Here is a 23,319-nt window from a genome sequence, read left to right as displayed (position 1 = left end):
AGTATAGTAGGCCGCTGCTGGGAAACAACCAACATCTGGTAGGAATATAATGGCAGGCGACTCGACAGATACCACGGCGGACCGCGGGGAACCGGTGATTCGCTCGGCACCGATGCCGGCCGACATGAACGGCAACGGCGATATCTTCGGCGGCTGGGTGCTGAGCCAGATGGACATCGCCGGCGGGATTATCGCCGCGCGCCGCGCCCAGGGCCGCGTCGTCACCGTGGCGGTGGATGCGATGACCTTCCACCAGCCGATCAAGGTGGGCGACATCGTCTCGATCTATGGCCGCGTCATCCGCGTCGGCCGCAGCTCGATGGCGGTGAAGATGGAAACCATCGTCGCCCGCCGTCTTGATCCCACCGAGATCAAGGTGACCGAAGGCGTCTACACCTATGTCGCCATCGACGAGCATGGCCGGCCGCGCCCGGTGCCGGCCGCGTGACCCCGTTTTCACCATGACCAATGGCGACAAACGGCATTATGCCGCCGATGAGATCGTCGCCCCGGCGCTGATCGCGCTGAAGGCCTGGTATGACGAGACCAGAGGACACCGTCCGATGGCGGGTTTTGCCGATCTGCCGCTGGGGCCGGCGCTGGGCGCGGCCCTGCCGGGACCGACGGATCTCGCCATCGTCGATGTTGGTGGCGATGGCCGCTACGCCTATCTGGCGATGGGCGAGAATTATCGCCATACGGCCGCACTGGCCGCCGGGCCGGATGGCGTGACCATCGAGACGCGCCCGGTGCTGCGCCAGCATTTCGATCTCGCGATGGCGCAGCGCGGCGCCTTTCATGTCAGCGTCACGCGCTGGGACGGGCCGAAGATCCTGCAATACGACCGCCTCGTGCTGCCGCTCGATGATGGCGCTGTGAACCATGCCGATGGCGGTGGCATGGTGACCCATCTGCTGGTCGGCGAGGTGTTCCTGCGTATCGCCAAGCCGGGCTGAAGCCGGGCCGTTGCGCCTCGCTATCGATGCCAGGATGGCGTTGGGTTGATCCAGCGCAAAGTGCGTCGTTGCCGCGCGCCTAGACTCCAGGCTGCCGTACCTGTGGGAGGAGGCAGCGATGACAATCGCCACGCTGGCCGGCGGCCTGGCCGGATGGTTCAGGCAATACTGGCGCCGGCTCTCGGCCGCGCGCGAATGGCAGGGGCTGGACAGCCCGGAGCGCGGGCGCATCGCCCAGGATCTGGGGATGGGCGGCGGCGATCTCGGCGCGCTGATGCGCGAGAGCGCGGGCTGCGCCGAATTCGACTGCCTGCTGGCGCGCGCCGGCCTCGGTCGCACCACCAGCCTGCATGGCCTGCCGGTGCATGACCTGCAGCGCGCCTGCGGCCAGTGCCCTGAGCGGGCCGGTTGCCGCGAGTGGCTGGAGCGCACGGCTGACATGGGCGGGGCGGCGACCGGCATCGCGCCGGATTTCTGCCCCAACCGCCCGGCCTTGGCCGAACTGAAGATCGCCACCGCGACGCACCGGCACAAGGGCGAATAGGCCCCCGGAAGTATCATTGGATTCAATATGTTGCATTGAACGTGGCCATCGCCTGGACGCGCTATGGCAGGCGGGGGTGGCGGATGCTTATTTCGTCTTATTCGACTCTTAAGCCGGGCTTATTTGCCGCTCGTTCCGCTGAAGATGCGGGGTCGAAAACTGTCAATCTTCAATCATAATCAGAGGCTTACCAAAGTGAGGTAGGGTCGCGGCTGCAGTCTGACAAGAGACGAGGCAGGCTGCGCGATCTTAAAAGCGTCATCCCCTCACTGCCCGCGGATCACGCCGCGTTGCGCGATGGCGGCGGAGACAGTCACACCCACATGCATGCCGACATAATCGCCGCTTGCGCCGGTGAAGCTGCCTTCCACCGGCGGCAGTTCGGCAATGCCGCGCGCCACCGCCACCGGGATCAGATTGGCGCCGCCATAGCTGCGATGGGTGGGATCAAACGCCACCCAGCCGGCGCCGGGCAGGTAGATATCCACCCAGGCATGGGTGGCACCCGGCGCCGGGCCGGCGGCTTCGGCCTTGCCGCTTTCATGCGGCGGGGCCGGCATGGTCATGCCGGGATCGAGATCGGGCAGGTAGATGTAACCCGACACCAGGCGCGCGCCGAAGCCGAGCCAGCGGGCCGCTTCCGCCATCAGTACGGCGAAATCGCGACACGACCCCCAGCCACGCTGCAGGGTTTCCAACGGTGTTTGCGTGCCGTGATCCTGCCGGCTCTGATAGGCAATCGCATCGGCGATGCCGATGTTGAGATCGCGCAGCAGCGCCAGCGTGCCAGTCGGCCGGGCGGCAATGAAGCCCTGTATCCAGGCCTGCAGGCGGCCCTGCGGATCGGCATATTGCGGCAGCGCCAGATGGCCGAGATTGTTCCACTCGCCGTCATCGTAGCGAAAGGGATAGTCGGCGGCATTGGCGGCGATATTCAGGATCGGCGCGGCAAAGGCCTGGTTGTCGACCCGGATGTCGCAGTCGATCATCAGACTGTCGGCCGACCACAGTGGCAGGGCGCGGGCCACGCTGTTGCCATAGACATCCTGGCTCCAGCTGAACAGGCTGGGCGGCGTGGTCGCCACCGCGAAGGATAGCAGCCTGAGTTCAGGCGTTTCGCGCGGGCGCAGCATCAGGCGGTGCGGCCCGAGATCGACTGGCCGGGTATAGAGATAGATGGTGCGGTGGCGGATCTGCAGCAGCATCTCAGGCCCGCCGGGATTCCGGTGGCGCGCCCCCGGGTGCGGCGGCGCCCAACTTGCCATCGGCGATCAGCGCCGTCGCCATGTCTTCGGGATCGATGGTGACGGCCTGGCGCATGGCCGATGCCGTGGCGATGGCGGGCAGGTGCAGCTGCGTGGCGGTGCGATGCCAGGCGGGGAAGGAGAGGCCGTCGAGCCGCTCCTCCTCGGTCACCAGCAGATAGGTGCCCGGCGGCAGCGTTTCATCCACGCCCTTGATCTGAAAGGCATGGCTGAAGGTGACGGTGGTTTCCGTGCTGCGGGCCGACATGGGGCAGGGCTTTCAAGGCGCAGAGGCTTTTAAGGGCACAAACGGCACCACAGCATGGCGGCGCGGCGCCATGGCGGGCGTGGTCTGGTTGTCTGGAGTCGTCTGGAGCCCAGTGTCTGCCTCGTACCCGCGCACCGCAAGACTATTCGGCAGCCCGGATTATTGCCGGTATTTCGGCCTCCTTTGATCCAGAACAAAGCGGTATTGCCCCGGCAGACTAGGCTGATCCCGCGTCCGACCGGCAGAGGAGGCTGCGCCATGACCGCCCAGAGCCAGATTCACACCCATGACCTGCATGACCGCGCCCTGATCGGCCGCATGGCTGCGTGGTTCCGCGACTGCTTCCACCGCCTGTCGGAGGAGCGCGAATGGCAGGAGCTGGATCGTCCGGAGCGCGGCCGCATCGCGCATGACCTAGGCATGGGCAGCGCCGATCTTGGCGCCGTGATCGCCAGCAGCGGCGGCAGCGCCGAACTGGACGAGGTACTGGCACGCACCGGCCTGCGCAACACCGCGGCGATGCGCGGCGGATTGCACGACATGCAGCGGGTTTGCGGCCAGTGCCGCGCGCGCAGCGACTGCCGCGACTGGCTCAGCATTCCGGCCGAGGCGCGCGATGACGCGGTGCTACCGTATTTCTGCCCGAACCGCGATGAGTTGAGCATGCTGCGCGAAATGCACACCGGCTGCTGCGCAGAGAAATAATGTTGCAGGCATGCGCGCCACCACATCCGGTGCGCGCTTTCTCAACAACGGCTTGCTCATGCTAGGATCGCACCTAGCCTGAGTCGCAGGCTGTTGCCGTCTATGGTGCGCCGGATGAGCATTCGGCTGGGCACTTTAGACTTGATTATACCGTCGGCTCGCGCTGCACACTGCCGCCTGACTGCAGTCCGCCGACCGGCAGTATCACGGTTACCGTTGTGCCCTGGCCCGGAGAACTGTCCAGGGTCAGGCTGCCGCCCTGCAGCTCAGCGAATTTGCGCGAAATCGGCAGGCCGAGGCCGGTGCCTTCGAAACGCCGCGTTAGAGTGTTGCTGATCTGACGGAAGGGCTCGAGGGCAATGGCGATCTCGGCCGGGGTCATGCCGATGCCGGTATCGCTCACGCGGATTTTCAGCAAGCCAGGTTCAGGGCGGGCGACATCCAGCGTCACGCTGCCGCCGTGCGGGGTGAACTTGACGGCATTGGATAGCAGGTTGAGCACGATCTGCTTCGTGCGGGTCGGGTCGACTGTACCCATCTCTTCGCCCGGCGGCAGGTCGAGATGGGCGACAAGGGCAACCCCCTGCTTCTGCGCGCGCAGTTCGGTCAGGCGCAGGCAGGTTTCAAAAATCTCGGCTAGGTCGCAGTATTCGCCGGCCACCGTGGCCTGGCCGGACTCGACCTTGGCAAGATCAAGGATGTCATTGATGACACTGAGCAGGTGCCGGCCGCTGGTGTTGATATCGGCGGCATAGGAAGCATAGATCCCGGATAACGGTCCCATCAGCTGCTGCTGCATCATGTCGGAAAATCCGATCACGGCATTGAGCGGCGTACGCAGTTCGTGGCTCATATTGGCAAGGAATTCCGATTTACTGCGATTGGCATTCTCGGCGCTGCGGCGCTGAATTTCCGCCGCCTGACGCGCGGCATCGGTTTCGGCATACTGCCGGTTCAGTTCATCGGCCGCACGACGTAACGCCGTGGTGGCAAGATGAATGCTGCCGAAGGCCGACAGGCCAAGCGCTAATCCCAGAAGCCCTAGCATAAAGGTGCGCTGCAGCAGAGGGCGCATGCTACTTTCCACCACCACGCTGCCCACTATTTCTGCGCCGGCGATCGCCGGCGCCACAGCCCGGATAAGCGGTCTGGGCTGTTGAGGTCCGATCACGACCACCGGCATGCCGCTATTATCATAGACATAGCGGCGTGCCGATGCTTCATCGTTGGCGAACACTTCGACGATCTCGCCGACGCGATGGTTGCTGTAGCGCCAAGTCTCGCCCTGGACATAGGCGTAGCGCGCAACCTGCCGCGCCGTGAACTCTGCGGCGAGGCTCTGCAGCTTGACCTGATCGAAATAGGCGATGGTGCCGTAACCGGCGGGAACGGCCAAAGCGACAAGAATACCGATCCAGACGGCGATGCGCCGCAGGATGTGTTCGATTCTGTCATCGGCCATTGGCATGACAGATCAGGGCGTGACTTCGGCACCAAAGGCGCGGACCAATTTTCGTCCGGCAGGCGTGGTTATGTAGGAGGCAACGCGGCGCACAGCCGGTGCGGCATCGCGCGCGACCAGCAGGCAGACCTTGAGTGGAATCGGATAGCTGCCATCGGCAATCGTCTGTGGCGCTGGCATCACGCCGTCGAGCGAGAGCGGGGTCAGGGTGAGCTTCTCGGCGCGTACCTGCAGCAGGGTGGTAATCGCGAATGAGTCGGCAGTGCGCTGGGCCAGAACGGCATTCTCCTGGTCGGTCGCGCCGACCGGGATGCCGGTGCGGCGATAGGCGGCGGTAAAGGCCTCCTCCAGCGCAGGGAAGCGTTTTATCAGATAGGGCACTTCGGAACCGGTGCGCGACCGCAGGATGATCTTCAGCGGGCGGCCATCGGGAAACTGTGGATTCACCTCGCGGTAAAGCGCCGGCAGGTCTATCGCTTTGATGTCGAAGCTTTCGCTGCGCGAGGTGGCGAAGATCAGCGCGGTGCTGAGGCAGGCGGCCGTTTCGATGCCGGCAGTGATTTCGTCTGCGCCAGCCGGACGAGTGGCGATGGCGACATCGATGGCTTTCGCCGCCAGCGCATTGATGCCGCCGGCAGTGCCAAGGCTGGGTAGGACCTGAACATCGATTGCCGGCGCAGCTTTCTCAATCTGGTCTCCGACCGCGCGCATCAGCGCCAGCCCCATACCGGTGCCGCCGACGCGCACTGGCGTTGTCTGTACTGTCTCGACGCGGCGTGCATCCGCCGCATGCGACGGCATCGCGGTGGCCAGTATCAGCATCGCGGTGAAGATAATCGGGAGACGGTTAAAGTTAAGAATGAACATGGCCGTAGTCGCCTGCATTTATCTGGCTGTTTGCTTAGCAGTGCAGGTGTAGTGCTGCTGCTTATTTTTCGATTATCCGCCCTGATTGTTGCGACCTTCGAGGCAGCAACCGGTACAACCCGGCCAGCCCATGCCATGCCAGCGTATATCCGGGCGTGTGACGCACCGTCCGGCGACGGGGATGGGCAATTGCGAGGCGCTGCCCCGTCGCCGGCAGGCGCCAGACCGTCCAGCGGCCCGGCCTGGCGATGTAAGTCGCGGAACCGGCTGCCTTTGCCGGCTCGCAGTTGACGGATGCGGCATTGCAGCCTATACCCCGGCCCCAGCAGGGCCGGCGCAGGATGATCGCCATTCCCTGATCGGCCCTGTGTCTGCCTCGCCATGGTTTGCGTGGGCGACTGCTGGGTGGGCCGCTGCGATCCCCGCCGTTCCTTATCTCCTGGAAAGTTCGAGTCCCCATGTCTGATTCTGTTGGCGTCCCCTTCGCGGGCGCTGTCGCACCGTTGGCCGATGCGCTCACCGCGCGCGGCTATACCACGCTCACCCCCGTGCAGAGTGCCGTGCTGGCGCCTGAACTCAGCGAGGCCGACCTGCTGGTTTCGGCACAGACCGGTTCGGGCAAGACGGTCGCTTTCGGCCTCTCCATCGCCCCCACGCTGCTGCAGGGCTCCGAAGGCTTCGAGCCGTTCCGTGCCGGCGGCTGGGCACCGCCGCTGGCGCTGGTCGTGGCGCCGACGCGCGAGCTGGCGCTGCAGGTCTGCCGCGAACTCGACTGGCTGTATGAAAAGACCAATGCGCGCGTGGTCTCCTGTGTCGGCGGCATGGACATGCGTTCCGAGCGCCAGGCGCTGAATGCCGGCGCCCATATCGTGGTCGGCACGCCGGGCCGGTTGCGCGATCATATCGAGCGCGGCGCGCTGGATATCGGCGCGTTGCGCGCCGTGGTGCTGGACGAGGCCGACGAGATGCTCGATCTCGGCTTCCGCGAAGATCTTGAATTCATCCTCGATGCAGCTCCCGCCGAACGCCGCACGCTGCTGTTCTCCGCCACCGTGGCCAAGCCGATCGCCCAGCTGGCCAAGCGCTTCCAGCGCGATGCGGTGCGCATCTCGACCGCGGCCGAAAAGTCCCAGCATGTCGATATCGAATATCGCGCGCTGATGGTGGCACCGAACGAGCGCGAGAATGCCATTATCAACGTGCTGCGTTTCCATGATGCGAAAAGCGCCATCGTGTTCTGCGGTACCCGCATGGCAGTGACGCATCTGACCGCGCGCCTGTCCAATCGCGGCTTCACGGTCGTGGCCCTGTCGGGCGAGCTGAGCCAGAACGAGCGCACCCATGCGCTGCAGGCGATGCGTGACGGCCGCGCCCAGATTTGTGTTGCCACCGATGTGGCGGCGCGCGGCATCGACCTGCCGGGCCTGGAGCTGGTAGTGCATGCCGACCTGCCGACCAATGGCGAGGCGCTGCTGCATCGGTCGGGTCGTACTGGTCGTGCCGGCAACAAGGGCATTTGCGTGCTGCTCGTGCCGCATAACCGCCGCCGGGGCATCCAGCGTCTGCTGGGCGATGCCAATATCGATGCCAAATGGGGCCAGCCGCCTTCGGCCGCCGAGATCATCGCCGCCGACCGCAAGCGGATCCTCAATGACGAAAGCCTGCAGGGCGCACTGACCGACGACGAGAAGGCCTTTGCCACCCAGCTGCTGGAAACCCACAGTGCCGAACAGGTGGCCGCGGCCTTCCTGCGCCTGCAGCAGAAAAACCGCCCGGCGCCGGAAGAGATGCTGGATGTGGCGGCTGAACACGAAGCTCCGGTCTATGGCAAGCGGGCACCGCGCGAGGGCTTTGCCGGCGACGGTCCGGCCCGGGGCGGGCTGGGCGGCAGCTGGTTCAAGATTTCGGCCGGCCACAAGCAGAATGCCGAGCCGCGCTGGCTGCTGCCGCTGATCTGCCGCGTCGGCCATGTCACCCGCAAGGATGTCGGCGCCATCAAGATCTTCCACACCGAAAGCCAGTTCGAGATCGCCGCCGGCGTGGCCGAGCGTTTCATGCAGACCATCGAACGCGAAGGCACCGGCGAGAAGCAGATCACCATCACGCGCGTGGACGGCCCGCCGCCGGAAACCGCCGCACCGCCGCGCGAGAAGAAGGCCTGGATACCCGAGGCCGAATTCCGCAAGGGCGATTTCAAGAAACGTGATTTCGCCAAGCCGGGCGACCACAAGGCCGGCGGCTTCAAGGCGGGTGGCGGCGGCAAGCCGCCGTGGAAGAAGAAGGAGCGCGCCGAAGGCCAGGGCGGCGAGGCAGGGGCGTTCCAGCCGGATCGCGCACCTGCTACAACCAAGGCCGGCTGGTCGAAGCCGAAAAAGAAGTTCTCCTGACCGGAGCGGGCTGCGCCGGTTGATCTGATCTGCAGATGCCATGCTGCTCACGCTGTTCGATTTTGCCGGCACTTTCGTTTTCGCGCTGTCGGGCGCCACCGCCGGCGTGCGGCGGCGGCTCGACCTGTTCGGGGTGCTGGTGCTCGGCTTTGCTGCCGCGGCTGCAGGCGGCATCCTGCGCGATGTGCTGATCGGTGCGCTGCCGCCGGTGGCGATCCGCGACTGGGCCTATCCGGTGATTGCCGGCATTGCCGCGCTGATCGTGTTTTTCCAGTCCGCACTGATCGAGCGGCTGAAACAGCCGGTGCAGCTGTTTGACGCTGCCGGGCTGGCGCTGTTTGCCGTGCTCGGCACGCAGAAGGCGCTGATGTATGGCCTCAACCCGCTGGCAGCAGCCATGCTGGGCGTGCTGAGCGGCATCGGGGGCGGCATGGCACGCGACATCATGCTGGCCGAAATTCCCACCGTGCTGCGCGCGGAGGTTTATGCCGTGGCAGCGCTCGCTGGCGCCGCCGTGGTGGTGGCGGGCGAGGCGCTGGGCCTGCCGCCGCATTGGGGCATGATCGCCGGCGGCCTGCTGTGTTTTGCGGTGCGGGTGCTGGCGATCCGCCGCAACTGGCAGATCGCCGTCGCCCGTCCGCCGGAGGAGTCAGCGCCGAAGGACGGCGCCTAGAACTCCTACCACTCGCGGCTGCTGGACGGCGCGGCGATGGACGGTTTCTTCGGTGCGGGCCGCGTTTCGACAACTTTCAGGGCAGGTCGTTGTTGCGGGCGCGGGGCAGGCCGTGCTTCAGGGCTGCTTGCCGGGCGCGGCACCACGATCTGTGACATGCCGGCTGTCGGCTTCTGCACGCCGGCCGGCTGCCCGCTGATGCGATAGCGCTGCACCAGAGTGGCCAACTCCTGCGCCTGGCTGGATAGCGACTGGGCCGAGGCGGAGGTTTCCTCCACCAGGGCTCCATTGCGCTGGGTCATTTCGTCCATGCTGGCAATCGCGGTATTGATCTGCTCCAGGCCGGTCGACTGCTCGCGCGAGGCGGTAGCGATTTCGGCGACGATATCCGACACCTTCTTGATGGCACCGACGATCTCGTTCAGCGATCCGCCTGCCTGGTTGACCAGTGCCGCACCGGTCTTGACCTGGGTATTCGAGGTCTGGATCAGTGCCTTGATGTCCTTGGACGCATTGGCCGAGCGTTGCGCCAGGGCGCGGACTTCCTGGGCGACGACGGCAAAGCCCTTGCCGGCCTCGCCGGCGCGGGCGGCTTCGACCGAGGCGTTGAGTGCCAGAAGATTGGTCTGGAAGGCGATCTCGTCGATCAGGCCGATGATGTCGCTGATCTTCCGCGCGCTTTCCTCGATCTGGGTCACGGCTGTCACCGCATCGCGCACCACGCTGCCGCCCTTTTCGGCGGTGTCGCGCGCCGCAGAGGCGAGCTGGTTGGCGGCCTGGGCGTTGTCGGCATTCTGCTTCACCGTTGCCGTCACCTCATGCATCGAGGCGGCGGTTTCCTCTATGGAGGCGGCCTGCGATTCCGTGCGGCTGGCGAGATCCTGGCTGCCAGTCGAGATTTCCCCCGAGGCGGCCGCGATGGTGCCCGAGGCCTCGCGGATATTGCTGATGATGCCGGTCATGGTGTCGACCAGGTCGTTGACGCCGGCGCACAGCACCTTGATTTCCCCAAGCTTGCCCTCCAGCGGGATGCGCTGGGTCAGGTCATTGGCCTTGGTCGCCTCCACCACGGTCTGCACCTGCTGCACGGCCAGTTGCATGGCCTGCGCTGCCTTGGTCTGTGCCGTGATATCGGTGGCATATTTCACCACCTTGTAGGGCCGCCCGGCGGCGTCCATGATCGGATTGTAGCTGGCCTGAATCCAGACGTCCTTGCCGCCCTTGCCGACGCGCCGGTACTGACCGGAATCGTATTCGCCGCGGCCGAGCTTGGTCCAGAAAGTCTTGTATGCGGCGCTCTCGCGTTCGGCCGGATCGACAAAGAGACGGTGATGCTTGCCCTTCACCTCGTCCAGGCTGTAACCCAGTGCATTCAGAAAATTCGGATTGGCGGTGAGGATCGTGCCGTCGAGCGTGAACTCGATCACCGCCTGCGACTTGCCGATGGCAGAGAGTTGGCCTTCGTAATTGGCCATCGCCAGCTTCTGTTCGGTGATGTCGGTGGCGAATTTGACGACCTTGTATGGCCTGCCGCGTTTGTCGAAAATGGGATTGTAGCTGGCTTGGATCCAGATTTCCCGGCCGCCCTTGGCGATACGCATATACTGCGCCGCTTCGTATTCGCCACGGCCGAGCTTGGCCCAGAAGGCCTTGTATTCGGCGCTGGCGCGATATTCCGGCGTGACGAACATGCTGTGATGCTGGCCCTGGATTTCCGCCAGCGTGTAACCGATGGCTTTCAGGAAGTTTTCGTTGGCATCCAGAATCTTGCCATCAAGGCTGAACTCGATGATGGCCTGTGCGCGGTTGATTGCAGTGAATTGCGCCTGCAGGTCGCGGTTTGCGCTCTGGGAAAAGGAAAACATGACTGATTGCCTTTGCGCTGCGCCAGATGACACCCGGGCTGCGGATGTGAGAGTTTTCAGTATTGAGGTGATAACACGCGGTGTACGATGCATCCGCCTCGGTGGATCAGGACTTATATAAAAAAAACGTCCAGATTCTGCGGGTGTTTTTACACTAATATCGCGAAGATCAGCGATTTTTTTGGTTATGCGTATTTGGGGTAGAGATATCCCGAAGATGATCTGCCTGCAGTCTGTCCCGGCCATCTGATCATCCCATATTGGGCAAAGTTGGCTGGGGGAGCGGCAACTGCGGGCACGATCTTATATATAAGCTTCACGCACTGGCACGCTCGGCAATGCTGAATCCGATATCCACAACCTTCTTGCGCGGCGGCTGTCCTGTCGCGCGCGCCATCAGCATTTCCGCCGCCAGCCGCCCGATGGCGGCGCCATCGATCCGCACGCTGGTCAGCGGCGGGTCGGCATCCTTGCCATAGCTCTGGTCGCCATAGCCGATGATCTTGAGTTGCTGCGGCACCGTGATGCCGCGCGCCTTGGCCTCGATCAGCGCACCGAGCGCCAGATTGTCGGAACCGCAGAACACGCCGTCGATATCGGGATGGTCGCGGAGCAGGGTGGCCAGGCCACTGCGGCCATCGCCCATCGGCGTTGGTGCCGGTGCTTCCACCACGGGCACGGCATATTTCTTCGCGGCATAGACCGCGCTGAAGGCTTCGGCGCGCAGTTTCGCACGGCGGTCGTCGGGCGAGATGATGGCCGGGCGGCGGCAGTCGCGCTTGTACAGATACTCCGCCGCGGCCTTGCCTATGGCGGGGTGTGAAAATCCGACCAGCATGTCGATCGGTTTCGGCGTCAGATCCCAGGTTTCGACCACCGGAATACACGCGGCGCGCAGCTTCTGGCGCACCTGGGCCGAATGCACGATGCCGGTGAGAATGATGCCATCTGGCCGGCGGCCGATCACGGCTTCCAGCAGCGCATCCTCGCGCGCATCGTCGTAGCCGGTCTGGCCGATCAGCAGTTGGTAGCCGTGGCTCTGCAGATGTTCGGCGACCTGCTGCATCGTGGCGGTGAACATGGCGCCCGAGATGCTGGGCACCAGCGCGACGACCAGCTTCGAGCGGTTGGACGATAGAGACCCGGCCAGCAGGTTGGGGGTATAGCCGCTGCGCTTGATCGCGGCGCGTACCTTTTCCAGCGTGGCAGGGGAGAGCTGGTCCGGTGTATTCAAAGCCCGGGAAACCGTGATTTTGGTGACGCCGACCTCGGCCGCAATATCGGCAAGCGTGGGCGTCTTCGCAATTGCGGAACGGCGCTCGGCCGGTTTCTTGCTGGGCTTCTTCACCATTCCACTATAGCCAGCGCGGCAATTCCGCGGTAGGCTCGGCCCTGAAATGTTACCGGTAACATTTTCCGGCCAGCAGCCGGCACCGCCAGCCCAGTCGAGTTTTGCCCCGATGTCCATGATCGACCTGCATGCCAAACGCCTGATCGGCCCCGTGATCCGCCTGCACCCGGATGACAACACGGTGGTCGCCCGCATCGATGTGGTGCCGGGCATGCCGGTGGAAGGCGACAACCGCAACCCGGGCTTCCTGATCCGTGACAAGGTGCTGGCGGGCTACAAGATCGCTGCCCGCGATCTCAAGAAAGGCGAGCCGATCCTGAAATACAACGTCACCGTCGGTTTCGCCGCCGATGACATCCGCGCCGGCACCATGCTGCACGGCCATAACACCGAATTCCGCGAGTTCGACCGCGACTATGCCTATGGGCAGGGCTACAGGCCGGTCGACATGATCCCCGAAGCCGAGCGCGCCACCTTCCAGGGCATCGTGCGCCCCGATGGCCGTGTCGGCACGCGCAATTTCATCGGCATCGTCTCGACCGTAAACTGCTCGGCCACCGTGGTGCATGCGGTGGCGCGGCATTTTACCGAGGAACGCCTGGCCGACTTCCCCAATGTCGATGGCGTGGTAGCGTTCAGCCATGCGCTGGGCTGCGGCATGGAAATGACTGGCGAGGCGATGGCACTGCTGCGTCGCACACTGGGCGGTTATATCCGGCATGCCAACCTTGCCGCTGTCGTCGTCATCGGGCTGGGCTGCGAGCGCAACCAGCTGGGCGGCATGATGGAGGAGCAGGGACTGGAGCGCAGCGCCAATCTCGTCACCTTCGTGATGCAGGAGACCGGCGGCACCCGCAAGACCATCGAGGCCGGCGTCGAGGCGGTGAAGAAAATCCTGCCCTCTGCCAATGATGTGAAGCGGACGACCGTGCCGGCCAGCCATATCACGGTGGGCCTGCAGTGCGGTGGGTCGGACGGCTTTTCGTCCATCACCGCCAATCCGGCGCTGGGTGCGGCGATGGACATTCTGGTCCGCCATGGCGGCACGGCGATCCTGTCCGAAACGCCGGAACTGTATGGCGTGGAGCACACGCTGACGCGGCGTGCGGTGACGCAAGCGGTGGGCGAGAAGCTGATCGAGCGGATTCGCTGGTGGAAAGATGTCTATGCCGTGGGCCGCGATGTGCAGATCAACGGCGTGGTCAGTCCCGGCAATCAGGCTGGCGGCCTGGCCAATATCTTCGAGAAGTCGCTCGGCTCGTCGATGAAGGGCGGCACCGGGCCTCTCATGGATGTTTACAAATATGCCGAGCCGGTGAAGACCAAAGGCCTCGTCATCATGGATACACCCGGCTACGACCCTTGCTCGGCCACCGGACAGATTGCCGGCGGCGCCAATATCATCGCCTTCACCACCGGTCGCGGCTCGGCCTTTGGCGCCAAGCCGGTGCCGTCGCTGAAACTCGCTACCAATTCGCCGATGTATCGCCGGCTGGAAGAGGACATGGATATCAACTGCGGCCAGATCCTCGACGGCACCAGGTCGATGCAGGAAATGGGGCAGGAGATTTTCGAACATATCCTGCGCACGGCATCGGGCGAGAAGAGCAAGAGTGAGTTGCTCGGTGTCGGCGACCACGAATTCGTACCCTGGCAGATCGGCATCGTGGGGTAGCGAAGACCAGCCACCAAAAAGAGCAAAACCGGAGGAAACATATGAAAAAAATGCTGCAGGGACCTGACCGCCGTCAGGTCCTGACGGGAACGCTTGCGTCCATCGCAACTCTGACCTTCGCCAAACCGTCGCTCGCGCAGGCTTATCCCTCGCGGCCGATCCGTTTCATCTGTCCCTGGCCGGCCGGCGGCACAGCCGATGCCACCATGCGCGCGCTGTGCCGTGTGGCAGCAACCGAGCTTGGGCAACCGATCACGCTGGAGAACCGCGCCGGCGCGGCCGGCATGATCGGGGCCGCCGCCATCGCCACGGCGCAGCCCGATGGTTATACCATCGGGCAGATTCCGCTCAGCGTGACACGCTTCTCGCAGCTTGGCAGCTTTGCGCATGATCCGCGCAGCGATTTCACCTTCATTGCCCGTACGGCCGGGCAGACCTTCGGCATCGCCGTGCGCGCGGACTCGCCGTTCAAGACCGTCCAGGAGCTGGTGGCGGCGGCAAAAGCCAAGCCCGATACAATCACCTATGCCACATCCGGCATCGCCGGGCAGACGCATATCGGCATGGAGGAATTCTCCTATGCCGCAAAGATCCAGTTGAGCCATGTGCCCTTCAAGGGCGGCGCCGATGCCTTGCAGGCAGTGCTGGGCGGTCATGTGCAGGTGCTGGCCGATTCCAGTTCCTGGGCACCGCTGGTGCGCGACGGACGCTTCCGCCTGCTGGCGACCTGGAGCGAGCAGCGGCTGGCCGGCTTCCCCGCTGTGCCGACCCTGAAGGAGAGTGGCTACAACGTGGTGATGCAGGCGCCCAACGGCGTCGGCGCACCCAAGGGACTCGATCCGGCTGTCACGGCCAAGCTGCGTGAGGTGTTCCGCAAGGCGGCGCTAAGCGCGGAGCATACGGAGACCTGCAACCGCCTCGATATGGTGGTGATGTATCTGGACGGCGTCGATTACCAGAAATTCGTCGCGCAGAATTACGAGGAAGAAAAGGTCATCATCGAGCGGCTGAAGCTGAAGGAGCTGCTCGGCAAGAGTTGATCGTTTCACGGTTCCGGCGCGGCTCAGTCTGGCCGCGCCAGTTCCTCAGGATGCAGAGGAAATTTCCTGAATTTCTACCTTTGGCTGAAGGTTTTTCGGGACCCTGTCCTGTTATGCGCAGGTTGCTATTTTTCAACTGCAATTGCGACCGGGACAACTTCTAATATCGGGCATGCCCGGTCCTACCAATACGCAACCCCGTCTGCTGCGCCAGCTGAATGCCGCCAATCACTGGCTCGGCCGTCGCCATCCCGCGCTTTCAACGGCGCTCCTGGTGGTGGCTTGCGCCGTTGTCACGCAGATTCTGCTGGTGATCTGCGGCGCGCTCTTCGAGCAGCCGCTGACCGGCAAGATGTTCACGATCTGCGGCATCATCACAATCCTGGTCGCGACGCCAGTGATCCTGCATGCCCAGTTGCTGCTGCGGGCCCAGCGTGCCGCTGGCCATCGCCTGAAGATGATGACGCGCGAGCTGGCCATCGCGCTGCACAATGCCAAGGACGTCAATACGTCACGCACCAAGCAGTTTGCCAATATGAGCCACGAATTGCGCACGCCAATGAATGCGATCGTCGGCTTTTCGGATATCCTGCGCCATCAGCGCTTCGGTCCGATGCAGAATGCACGCTATCTGGAATTCGCCGCCGATATCAACGACAGTGCCCAGCATCTGCTCGACCTGATCAACAACCTGCTGGATCTGGCCAAGCTGGAGGCCGGCGGATTCGATACCCGCGAGGCCGAGCCGGTCGAGGTGGAGGATGCCGTCGAGATGGTGGTGCGCTTGCTGCGACCGCTGGCGACAGAGCAGCAGGTCGCGGTTTCGGTCGATATCGTCCAGCCCGGCCTGCATGTCCTGGTGGTCGAGCGGATGCTGCGGCAGGTGTTGATCAACCTGCTGTCCAATGCGATCAAGTTCACCCCGCCGCAGGGCAGGGTGCAGATTGCGATCGATCGTGAATCTGATGGCGCTGTCGTCATCCGTGTCACCGACAGCGGCATCGGCATGACGGCGGCGGATATCCGCACGGCCTTTGTGCCATTTGGCCAGGTCGACAGCATGTTGAGCCGCAAGCATGCCGGCACCGGCCTGGGCCTGCCACTGGCCAAGGCGATGGTCGAACTGAATCACGGCCTGCTCGATCTCAGCAGCGCGCCGGGCAAGGGCACCGTTGTGACGTTGCGGTTCCCGGCTTTCAATCCGGATCAGCCGGTGTCACTGATGACCCAGGCGCAGATCGAGGATATTGCGTCCAAGGTGGATGAGACGCTTTAGTCAGTTCTTATAATCGGGCTCTTCGCGGTCCAGAATCCGCTTCATGCTTTCCAGATGCAGGCGGGCGGATTCGCCATCGCCCTCGCGCATCTGCCTGTATGTCGTCTCGGCGATGGACTTGGGCACCGGCAGCAGTTTGCGCCCGGTGCTTTCGGCGATCACCTGCACCTGGCAGGCGCGCTCGAGGTAATACAGGTCGTCCCAGGCTTCGGCGATGGTCTTGCCCAGTACCATCACGCCATGATGCTGCATGAAGATGATATCGGCATCGCCCACGGCAGCGGCGATGCGGTCGCCTTCGCCGGTATCCAGCGCCAGGCCGTTATAGTCGCGGTCGACCTTGGTGCGGCCGTAGAATTTCAGCGATGACTGGCCGGCGAAGACCAGCGGGTCACCCTCGACCATGCAGAGCGCGGTGGCATGGGGCATATGCGTATGCAGGGCGACACGGGCGCGCGGTACGTTTTTATGCATGCGGCCGTGGATGAAGAAGGCGGTGGCTTCCGGCACGCCGTCACCGGCCACCACATGGCCATGGAAATCGCAGACCACCAGATTCGAGGCGGTCACTTCGCTGAAGGCATAACCATAGGGATTGACCAGGAAGAGGTCGTCATAGCCCGGCAGCATGGCGGAGAAATGGTTGCAGATACCCTCATGCAGGCCGAGCCGTGCCGCCATGCGGAAACAGGCCGCGAGATCGACGCGGGCCTGGCGGATCGCGTCGGTGTCGAGATCGGGGCGGTTATGGCCAGTGACGCTGCTGGATGAGGATGGGGCGGGTGAGGACGGTGTAAGGGCGTGGGCCATGACGGACTCCGGCGGTGGTCCGCCCATACTGCGCAATCGTGGCTCGCCTGTCTATTCCGCGATATGCGGTCCCGGCACATCGATACGCAGCAGCAGGCGTCGTTCGCCGTTCTGCCGGATCGGCGGCGAGCGATGGACAATGCCTCGACCGGAGGCGGCCGCCTCGCCACGGAAGAGAGCGGCCCAGCCGGTTTCCAGCCGATGCACACGGCGCGGATCACGGACGACGGCGGCATTGTTGCCGGTGCCGAGGGCGGCACGGTTGAGATTATCCTCGCTGAGCCATTCGGTTCCCGGGCCGGCATAGCTGCAGAGCAGCCGCAAACCGACCTGATCGACATGGAAGTAACGGCAGGCATCGTGGTGCAGGACTTCAAGCTCGACATGGGCACGCGGGCTGCCGCTGATCCGCAGGAACTGCTCGGCCAGACAGGCGATATCCGCAGCAAGCGCCGCCGACGGCAACAGATCGGGCAGGCGGCCTGCCGCTTCACCGGGTTCCACATACAGGCAGAGCGGGGCGGTACCACTGTCAATCCGCTGGGCAGCCGCGAGCTGCAGGCAGGGCGAGAGGCTGCGTGTCCAGACCGCGAGGTTGACACCGGGGTGATGAATGCCCTCCAGGATCGCAGGCGCAGGTCCGAGCAAGGCTTGTGGAGCGGCCTGATGCTGCGTCATGCCGCCTCCGGCTGCGACGGCCGCTCCCAGCGCGGGAAGGGATCGCGCAGCGTTTGCCAGGCTTCGACCCCGCCGGCCATTTCCTTGTCCGTCAGCAGGCAGGCATCGAAGCCGCGGCGCAGGCTTGCCTCATCCATGTTTGCGCCGATCAGGACGATTTCTTGGCGACGATCGCCGTAGTCTGGATGCCAGATGCCATCGAGGCTGCTCTGCCACTCGTCGTCGTCAGGCCAATGCTCCTGCGGAATGGTGGCCCACCAGGCACCGGCACGTTCATGGCGCGTCACTGCGCCAGCCTGCGACCAGGAGCCAACATGCTGCATGCGCGTGGCTAGCCAGAAGAACCCCTTCGATCGCCATACGTTTTTCCATTCGCTGTTGAACCAGCGATACAGACGCCAGGGATGGAACGGTCGCCGTGCCCGGTAGACGAAGCTGCGGATTCCATATTCCTCGGTTTCCGGCAGGTGATGGCCGAGCAGCGCCTGCTGCCAGCCGGGCAAGCTCTGTGTGTGCAGGGGATCGTAGCGTCCTGTATCGAGGATCTGATCGAGTGCGACCTTGCCGAAACTGGCGGGTACGATATGGGCCCGCGGGTTGAAACTGCGGATCAGGCCCTCAAGGAAACCCAGTTGATCCGCTGTGACCAGATCGGACTTGTTCAGCAGGATCGTATCGGCGCATTCGATCTGCTCCATCAGCAGGTCGACGACGGTACGCTCGTCTTCCGGCCCCATGCTTTCGCCACGCTGGCGCAGGAAATCGGTCGAGGCGTAATCGCGGATGAAGTTATAGGCATCGACCACAGTGACGAGTGTGTCGAGACGAGCCACGTCGGCGAGACTGAAACCGGCTTCATCGCGGAAGTCGAAGGTGGCCGCGACCGGCATCGGTTCGGCGATCCCGGTGGATTCGATCAGGAGATAGTCGAAGCGCCCGTCCTGTGCCAGCCGTGTCACTTCCTGCAACAGATCGTCGCGTAGCGTGCAGCAGATGCAGCCATTCGACATTTCAACCAGCTTTTCGTCCGTGCGGCTGAGTTTCGCATCGCCATCGCGCACCAGCGCGGCGTCGATGTTCACTTCACTCATGTCGTTGACGATGACAGCGACACGACGTCCCTCGCGGTTGGTGAGCACATGGTTGAGCAGTGTGGTTTTACCGGCGCCGAGAAAACCGGACAGGACGGTGACGGGCAGGCGGGGGCTGGGGGCGGCCTCGGTCATGCAGGTACCTTTAATGTTATATTATAACATACGGTATCGCGACCAAGATCGCTTGTCCAGCCTGTGCAAGCCTTTGCTACAGCATGGATTTCCGGCTTGCTGTGGCCCGGCCGGGTCGCCACACTGCGGCTGCTGTCTCACACCATCATCCCGGATGTCCCATGTCCCTGCAGATCGGTTTCCTGCTGTTCCCCAACCTGACCCAGCTCGACCTGACCGGGCCCTGGGAGGTATTTTCCAAGCTGCCGAACGCCACCTGCCATCTGCTGGCGCATGATCTGCAGCCGGTACGCAGTTCCAGCGCCGGCCTCACCATCCTGCCGACCACCACCTATGCCGACTGTCCGCAGCTGGACGTGGTCTGCGTGCCCGGTGGACCGGGGCATCTGCAGGCGATGGAAGATGTCGTGGTGCTGGAGTTCCTGAAGCGCCAGGCACCGGGCTGCCGGTATGTGACGGCGGTCTGCACCGGGGCACTGGTGCTGGCGGCCGCCGGGCTGTTGAACGGCTATCGTGCCACCACGCACTGGATGTCGCTGGAGCGGCTGAGTGCCTTCGGTGTCACGCCGGTGGCCGAGCGCGTGGTGACCGACCGCAACCGCGTCACCGGCGGCGGCGTCACGGCGGGCATCGATTTTGGCCTGGCGCTGGTGACGGCAATTGCTGGCGAGCAGGTGGCGCGCGAAATCCAGCTGCAGATTGAATACGAGCCGCAGCCGCCGTATGGAGGGTCGCCCGCCACTGCCGATCCGGCCACCGTCGCCAGCCTGCGCGGCCGGCTCGGCCCCTATGCCACCGCGATGGTGGAGACCGATACGCGCGCACTCGCGCGGCTGAAACAGTGAAGGAAGACATGGAAACCATAGCCCGCAATCCGACTGCGGGCGTTTATGCCACCACGCCCGATTACATCCACGCGCTGGAAGTTCGCAACCCAACGCGGTTTCTCTATGTGGCCGGCACCATGGGCCTGGATCAGGCCGGCGTGGCAGGCAAGACGCTGGATGAGCAACTGGCGCTGATCTGGTCGAACCTGCGCACCATCCTGGCCAGCGCCGACATGACCGTGGACAATATCGTGCGCATCACCAGCTACCTGCGCGACACAGCCTATGTCGAGGCGAACCAGAATGCGCGGGTCGCCGCGCTGAACGGGCGCGCGGTGCCGACGACGGCAATCGTGGTGCAAACCCTGCTGCCGGATTGGCTGGTGGAGTTGGAGGTCGTTGCGGCGGCCTGACGTCAGGCTTTCCCGGTCGCGGCTTCTTCCTGCGCAGCGATATCCTTGTCGGTGAACAGATATTCCTTCAGCTGCGCGGCGAAGGTCTCGTCGTTGCGGCGCAGCCATTCCAGCACCATGGCGGCATGCTCGATTTCCTCGCGCATGTTGTGCAACAGGATCTTCTTGAGTGCTGCATCCTCGCAATCGTCGGCACGCTGGCGATACCAGTCGGCCGCTTCCAGCTCTTCCATCAGCGAGACGATGGCGTGGTGCATCGACAGGGTTTTCGCGGACAGGCGTTCGCGCGGGGCATGCAGGGTTTCGCTGGGCATCGGGGCTCCTCGGGGCTGGTCGAGGATAATGGCGCTGCCCCGCCAAAGTTCCCGGCTAGAAGGCCCGCGTCTCGCCGATCGGCATGACATCGGCCTCGCCGGGCGCATAGCCCACGGCAGCGGCGCCGGCGCGCAGGCGCTCCGGGGCCTCAAACGGCGGTTCGTTGCTCAGCACCACGGTGCCCCAGTGCATGCCGATCATTCGCTGCGCGCCGATATCCTTGGCGAGTTGGGCAGCCTGTTCCGGCGTGGTGTGAGAGCTGCTCATGATGATGCGGGGCTCGTAGGCCCCTATACCCACGAAAGCCATATCGAAGGGGCCGAGTTTCGCACCGATCTCACGGAAGACCGGGCCATAGGTGGTGTCGCCCGAGAAGAACAGGTTGCGCGATGCCGATTTGAATGCGAAGCCGCCCCAGAGGCTGCGATTGGCATCGAAGGCGGTTCGGCGCGAGAAATGTACAGCCGGTGTGTAGGTGATCGTAACGCCCTTGCGTTCGACGCTCTGATACCAGTCGAGCTCGGTGACGTCGGTATAGCCACGGTCGCGGAAGTAGCCGGCCAGACCCAGCGGCACGACGACGGCAACGCGTTCCTTGTTCGGCAGGGCACCGATCGCACCAAGATCGAGATGGTCGTAATGGTTGTGGCTGACCGCAAGGATGTCGATGGGGGGCAGCGTGGCTGGCGTCAGCGCTGCCGGCACATAGCGTTTCGGACCGAGCAGATTGAACGGGCCGGCGCGTTCGGACAGATACGGGTCGGTCAGGATCGCGGTGCCGCCGAGCCGGATCAGGAAAGCAGCATGCCCGATCCAGGTGTAGCTGTCGCTGTTGTGGTGGCGTTGCAGCGCGGCCGTCACCTCGGATGGCGCAAGGACATGACCGGGCGGAATATCGATCCGGCGGAACCCGCTCCAGGCCATGCTCCAGAAAAACGGCAGGCGATCCAGTAGCAGGCTGTCTTCAGGCACCGGACTGCCGGCCGGGTTGCGGAAGCGGCCGCCGTTTTGCGGATCGTACCGCTCAAGATGATGGGCAGGCAGATCGGGCATGGTTGGTGTATCCGTGGCGGCGCAGGCCATGAGAGGGAGCAGCAGCGCGAGACAGGCGAAACGGGTGAGCATGTCCGAAGACGATAGACGGCCGCTGCCGCGCAACAAGGGAGCGGGGTGGCGCCGACGTGACGGTGATCACGCCCGAGCGCGTCAGTTGCGCCAGAAGGAGCGGCTGAACGGGATCAGCAGGATGAGGATTTCCAGCCGGCCCGCCAGCATGCCGAACGACATCAGCCACTTCACCCCAGCCGGAACCTCCTTGAAGGTGCAGCAGGGACCACTATCGGGGCCGAGGCCGGGGCCGACATTACCCAGCGCGCTGGCCGCCGAGCCGAGGCTCTCGCGGAAATCGAGGCCGAAGGCGGCAATCGCCAGGGTCAGGCCGGTGAGCAGCAGCAGATAGGCGAAGATATAGGTGGCGACGCCGCGCAGCACGGCATCAGGCACGGTATCGCCGTTGAAGGTGACGCGGAATGTGCCATGCGGGAAAATCTGCCGCCGCACCTGGGTGCGCAGGCTTTTTAGCATCAGCAGGATGCGGAATACCTTGATGCCGCCGACGGTGGAGCCGGTGCAGCCGCCGATCAGCATCAGCAGCAGGGCGATATTCTCGGCGAAACCGCCCCAGAGCGCATAATCGTAACTGGTGTAGCCCGTGGTGGTGATGGTGGAGACCACGACAAAGGCGGACTGGCGCACGGCCTCTGCCGCAGGCACGTCATGGTTCAGCATGCGCCACAGGGTCAGCATCAGGGTGGCCGCAGCGATGATGCCGAGGAACAGCCGCACCTGTTCATCGCGCCACAGCATGCCGGGCCGGCCATAGGTGGCGACGATATAAAGGCCGAAGGGCATCGCGCCCAGCGCCATGAACACGATCGAGACCCAGTCGATGGCGGCGCTTTGGAAAAAGCCGATGCTGGCGTCGTGGGTGGAATAGCCTCCGGTAGCCAGCGCGGTCATCGCATGATTGAGGGCGTCAAACAGCGTCATGCCGGCGAGCCAGAAGCAGATCATGCAGATGAAGGTCAGCACGGCATAGATGATGCCGATCTGCGACACCACCTCGGTGATGCGCGGCAGGAACTTGGCCGAATTGGGCGACAGGTCGAGGCTGAACAGCTGCAGGCCGCCGATGCGCAGGAAGGGCAGCGCCAGCACGGCGATGGTCACCACGCCGAAGCCGCCGATCCACATCAGCAGCGAGCGCCAGAGCAGCAGGCCGCTCGGCAGTCCATCCAGGCCGACGATGACGGTGGAGCCGGTATTGGTCAGGCCGGACACTGCTTCGAATACTGCATCGGCGAGCGGTAGTTTCAGGTCTGACAGCATGAAGGGCGCGGCCGAGACCAGGCTGATGGTGAGCCAGGTGGCCGGCAGCAGCAGCAGGGTTTCGTTCAGGTTGATCTGCTGGGTGCGGTCATAGGTGGCAAAGGCCAGCCCGGCGCCAAGAAACAGGGTGCCCGCCGAGCAGATCAGGAAAACCGTATAGTCCTCATGGCCGTCGACGATATCGGCCAGCATCGGCAGCAGCATGGCAATGCCGAAACAGCAGCTGACCACGCCGACGAAAAACAGGATTGGCCCGGGACGAACGGTGATGTCTTTGCGAGGGCTGACGACGGCGTTGCTCATTGGCGCGGAGTGTGGTCGGGCCACTGTTGGGAATCAAGGGCCGGCA

Annotated in this window: 23 protein-coding genes; 11 read left to right on the top strand and 12 right to left on the bottom strand. The window is 64.0% G+C overall.

Annotated features, from left to right (window positions below; all coding sequences use genetic code 11):
* Window positions 1-94 precede the first annotated feature (94 nt).
* From AAG799_RS04400 to AAG799_RS04390, 3 genes are all read left to right on the top strand, one after another.
* A complete protein-coding gene (locus AAG799_RS04400) occupies window positions 95-448 on the top strand; it encodes an acyl-CoA thioesterase (protein WP_341894587.1) in 354 nt (117 codons plus the stop codon).
* Window positions 399-956, top strand: coding sequence for a hypothetical protein (locus tag AAG799_RS04395; RefSeq protein WP_341894586.1), 558 nt, complete (start codon window positions 399-401; stop codon window positions 954-956). Before AAG799_RS04400 ends, AAG799_RS04395 begins: the two co-directional genes overlap by 50 nt.
* Before the next feature lie 118 nt (window positions 957-1,074).
* The gene (locus tag AAG799_RS04390) at window positions 1,075-1,500 is read left to right on the top strand and encodes a DUF6455 family protein (RefSeq protein ID WP_341894585.1); all 426 of its coding nucleotides are present in this window, start codon (window positions 1,075-1,077) and stop codon (window positions 1,498-1,500) included.
* A gap of 266 nt (window positions 1,501-1,766) precedes the next feature.
* On the opposite strand, the gene AAG799_RS04385 is transcribed toward AAG799_RS04390, so the two are convergent.
* Window positions 1,767-2,705 (bottom strand): transglutaminase family protein, encoded by a 939-nt coding sequence (locus tag AAG799_RS04385; protein WP_341894584.1) that lies wholly within the window; start codon window positions 2,703-2,705, stop codon window positions 1,767-1,769.
* Window position 2,706: 1 nt separating this feature from the next.
* On the bottom strand, window positions 2,707-3,012 hold the full coding sequence (locus AAG799_RS04380; protein ID WP_341894583.1) for a hypothetical protein: 306 nt from the start codon (window positions 3,010-3,012) through the stop codon (window positions 2,707-2,709).
* Between the two features lie 258 nt (window positions 3,013-3,270).
* Between AAG799_RS04380 and AAG799_RS04375 the strand changes: the two genes are divergently transcribed.
* Entirely contained in the window at window positions 3,271-3,717 is a 447-nt protein-coding gene (locus tag AAG799_RS04375; RefSeq protein WP_341894582.1) for a DUF6455 family protein, read from the top strand.
* Window positions 3,718-3,862: 145 nt separating this feature from the next.
* Here the strand turns inward: AAG799_RS04375 and AAG799_RS04370 are convergent, their stop codons facing one another.
* On the bottom strand, window positions 3,863-5,179 hold the full coding sequence (locus tag AAG799_RS04370) for an ATP-binding protein (RefSeq protein ID WP_341894581.1): 1,317 nt from the start codon (window positions 5,177-5,179) through the stop codon (window positions 3,863-3,865).
* Window positions 5,180-5,191: 12 nt separating this feature from the next.
* Window positions 5,192-6,046 (bottom strand): substrate-binding domain-containing protein, encoded by an 855-nt coding sequence (locus tag AAG799_RS04365; RefSeq protein WP_341894580.1) that lies wholly within the window; start codon window positions 6,044-6,046, stop codon window positions 5,192-5,194.
* A gap of 458 nt (window positions 6,047-6,504) precedes the next feature.
* Between AAG799_RS04365 and AAG799_RS04360 the strand changes: the two genes are divergently transcribed.
* Together AAG799_RS04360 and AAG799_RS04355 are read left to right on the top strand one after the other, a co-directional pair.
* Window positions 6,505-8,433, top strand: coding sequence for a DEAD/DEAH box helicase (locus AAG799_RS04360; protein ID WP_341894579.1), 1,929 nt, complete (start codon window positions 6,505-6,507; stop codon window positions 8,431-8,433).
* A 40-nt stretch (window positions 8,434-8,473) separates the two neighbouring features.
* Window positions 8,474-9,106, top strand: coding sequence for a trimeric intracellular cation channel family protein (locus tag AAG799_RS04355; protein ID WP_341894578.1), 633 nt, complete (start codon window positions 8,474-8,476; stop codon window positions 9,104-9,106).
* 5 nt (window positions 9,107-9,111) lie between these two features.
* Here the strand turns inward: AAG799_RS04355 and AAG799_RS04350 are convergent, their stop codons facing one another.
* Both AAG799_RS04350 and AAG799_RS04345 read right to left on the bottom strand, forming a co-directional pair.
* Entirely contained in the window at window positions 9,112-10,971 is a 1,860-nt protein-coding gene (locus AAG799_RS04350) for a methyl-accepting chemotaxis protein (RefSeq protein ID WP_341894577.1), read from the bottom strand.
* 316 nt (window positions 10,972-11,287) lie between these two features.
* A complete protein-coding gene (locus AAG799_RS04345) occupies window positions 11,288-12,322 on the bottom strand; it encodes a LacI family DNA-binding transcriptional regulator (RefSeq protein ID WP_341894576.1) in 1,035 nt (344 codons plus the stop codon).
* 109 nt (window positions 12,323-12,431) lie between these two features.
* Here AAG799_RS04345 and AAG799_RS04340 point away from each other — a divergent pair, with 109 nt between their 5' ends.
* The 3 genes from AAG799_RS04340 (at window position 12,432) to AAG799_RS04330 (ending at window position 16,313) form a co-directional block, all read left to right on the top strand.
* On the top strand, window positions 12,432-13,997 hold the full coding sequence (locus AAG799_RS04340) for a UxaA family hydrolase (protein WP_341894575.1): 1,566 nt from the start codon (window positions 12,432-12,434) through the stop codon (window positions 13,995-13,997).
* A 41-nt stretch (window positions 13,998-14,038) separates the two neighbouring features.
* Window positions 14,039-15,037 (top strand): tripartite tricarboxylate transporter substrate binding protein, encoded by a 999-nt coding sequence (locus AAG799_RS04335; RefSeq protein WP_341894574.1) that lies wholly within the window; start codon window positions 14,039-14,041, stop codon window positions 15,035-15,037.
* A 172-nt stretch (window positions 15,038-15,209) separates the two neighbouring features.
* Window positions 15,210-16,313 (top strand): HAMP domain-containing sensor histidine kinase, encoded by a 1,104-nt coding sequence (locus tag AAG799_RS04330; protein ID WP_341894573.1) that lies wholly within the window; start codon window positions 15,210-15,212, stop codon window positions 16,311-16,313.
* Here the strand turns inward: AAG799_RS04330 and AAG799_RS04325 are convergent, their stop codons facing one another.
* The 3 genes from AAG799_RS04325 to zigA are packed head-to-tail and all read right to left on the bottom strand — an operon-like array spanning window position 16,314 to window position 19,027.
* Complete coding sequence (locus tag AAG799_RS04325; protein ID WP_341894572.1) at window positions 16,314-17,123, bottom strand: aldolase; 810 nt, start codon at window positions 17,121-17,123, stop codon at window positions 16,314-16,316. It abuts the gene before it with no gap.
* 51 nt (window positions 17,124-17,174) lie between these two features.
* Window positions 17,175-17,801: a DUF1826 domain-containing protein gene (locus tag AAG799_RS04320; RefSeq protein WP_341894571.1), complete on the bottom strand. Its 627-nt coding sequence runs from the start codon at window positions 17,799-17,801 to the stop codon at window positions 17,175-17,177.
* A complete protein-coding gene (gene zigA, locus AAG799_RS04315) occupies window positions 17,798-19,027 on the bottom strand; it encodes a zinc metallochaperone GTPase ZigA (protein WP_341894570.1) in 1,230 nt (409 codons plus the stop codon). Before zigA ends, AAG799_RS04320 begins: the two co-directional genes overlap by 4 nt.
* 161 nt (window positions 19,028-19,188) lie before the next feature.
* Between zigA and AAG799_RS04310 the strand changes: the two genes are divergently transcribed.
* Entirely contained in the window at window positions 19,189-19,872 is a 684-nt protein-coding gene (locus AAG799_RS04310) for a DJ-1/PfpI family protein (protein WP_341894569.1), read from the top strand.
* Window positions 19,873-19,880: 8 nt separating this feature from the next.
* Entirely contained in the window at window positions 19,881-20,267 is a 387-nt protein-coding gene (locus AAG799_RS04305; protein ID WP_341894568.1) for a RidA family protein, read from the top strand.
* 2 nt (window positions 20,268-20,269) lie between these two features.
* On the opposite strand, the gene AAG799_RS04300 is transcribed toward AAG799_RS04305, so the two are convergent.
* The 3 genes from AAG799_RS04300 to AAG799_RS04290 form a co-directional block, all read right to left on the bottom strand.
* On the bottom strand, window positions 20,270-20,581 hold the full coding sequence (locus AAG799_RS04300) for a ferritin (protein ID WP_341894567.1): 312 nt from the start codon (window positions 20,579-20,581) through the stop codon (window positions 20,270-20,272).
* 55 nt (window positions 20,582-20,636) lie between these two features.
* Window positions 20,637-21,635, bottom strand: coding sequence for an MBL fold metallo-hydrolase (locus AAG799_RS04295; protein WP_341894566.1), 999 nt, complete (start codon window positions 21,633-21,635; stop codon window positions 20,637-20,639).
* Window positions 21,636-21,788: 153 nt separating this feature from the next.
* Entirely contained in the window at window positions 21,789-23,273 is a 1,485-nt protein-coding gene (locus tag AAG799_RS04290; protein ID WP_341894565.1) for a TrkH family potassium uptake protein, read from the bottom strand.
* Between the last annotated feature and the right edge of the window lie 46 nt (window positions 23,274-23,319).

Source organism: Ferrovibrio terrae, assembly GCF_943371255.1.
In the GTDB taxonomy this organism is placed as follows: domain Bacteria; phylum Pseudomonadota; class Alphaproteobacteria; order Ferrovibrionales; family Ferrovibrionaceae; genus Ferrovibrio; species Ferrovibrio terrae_B.
Note: the sequence above shows the minus strand (reverse complement) of the source record. Positions and strands in the feature narration are given on the sequence as shown.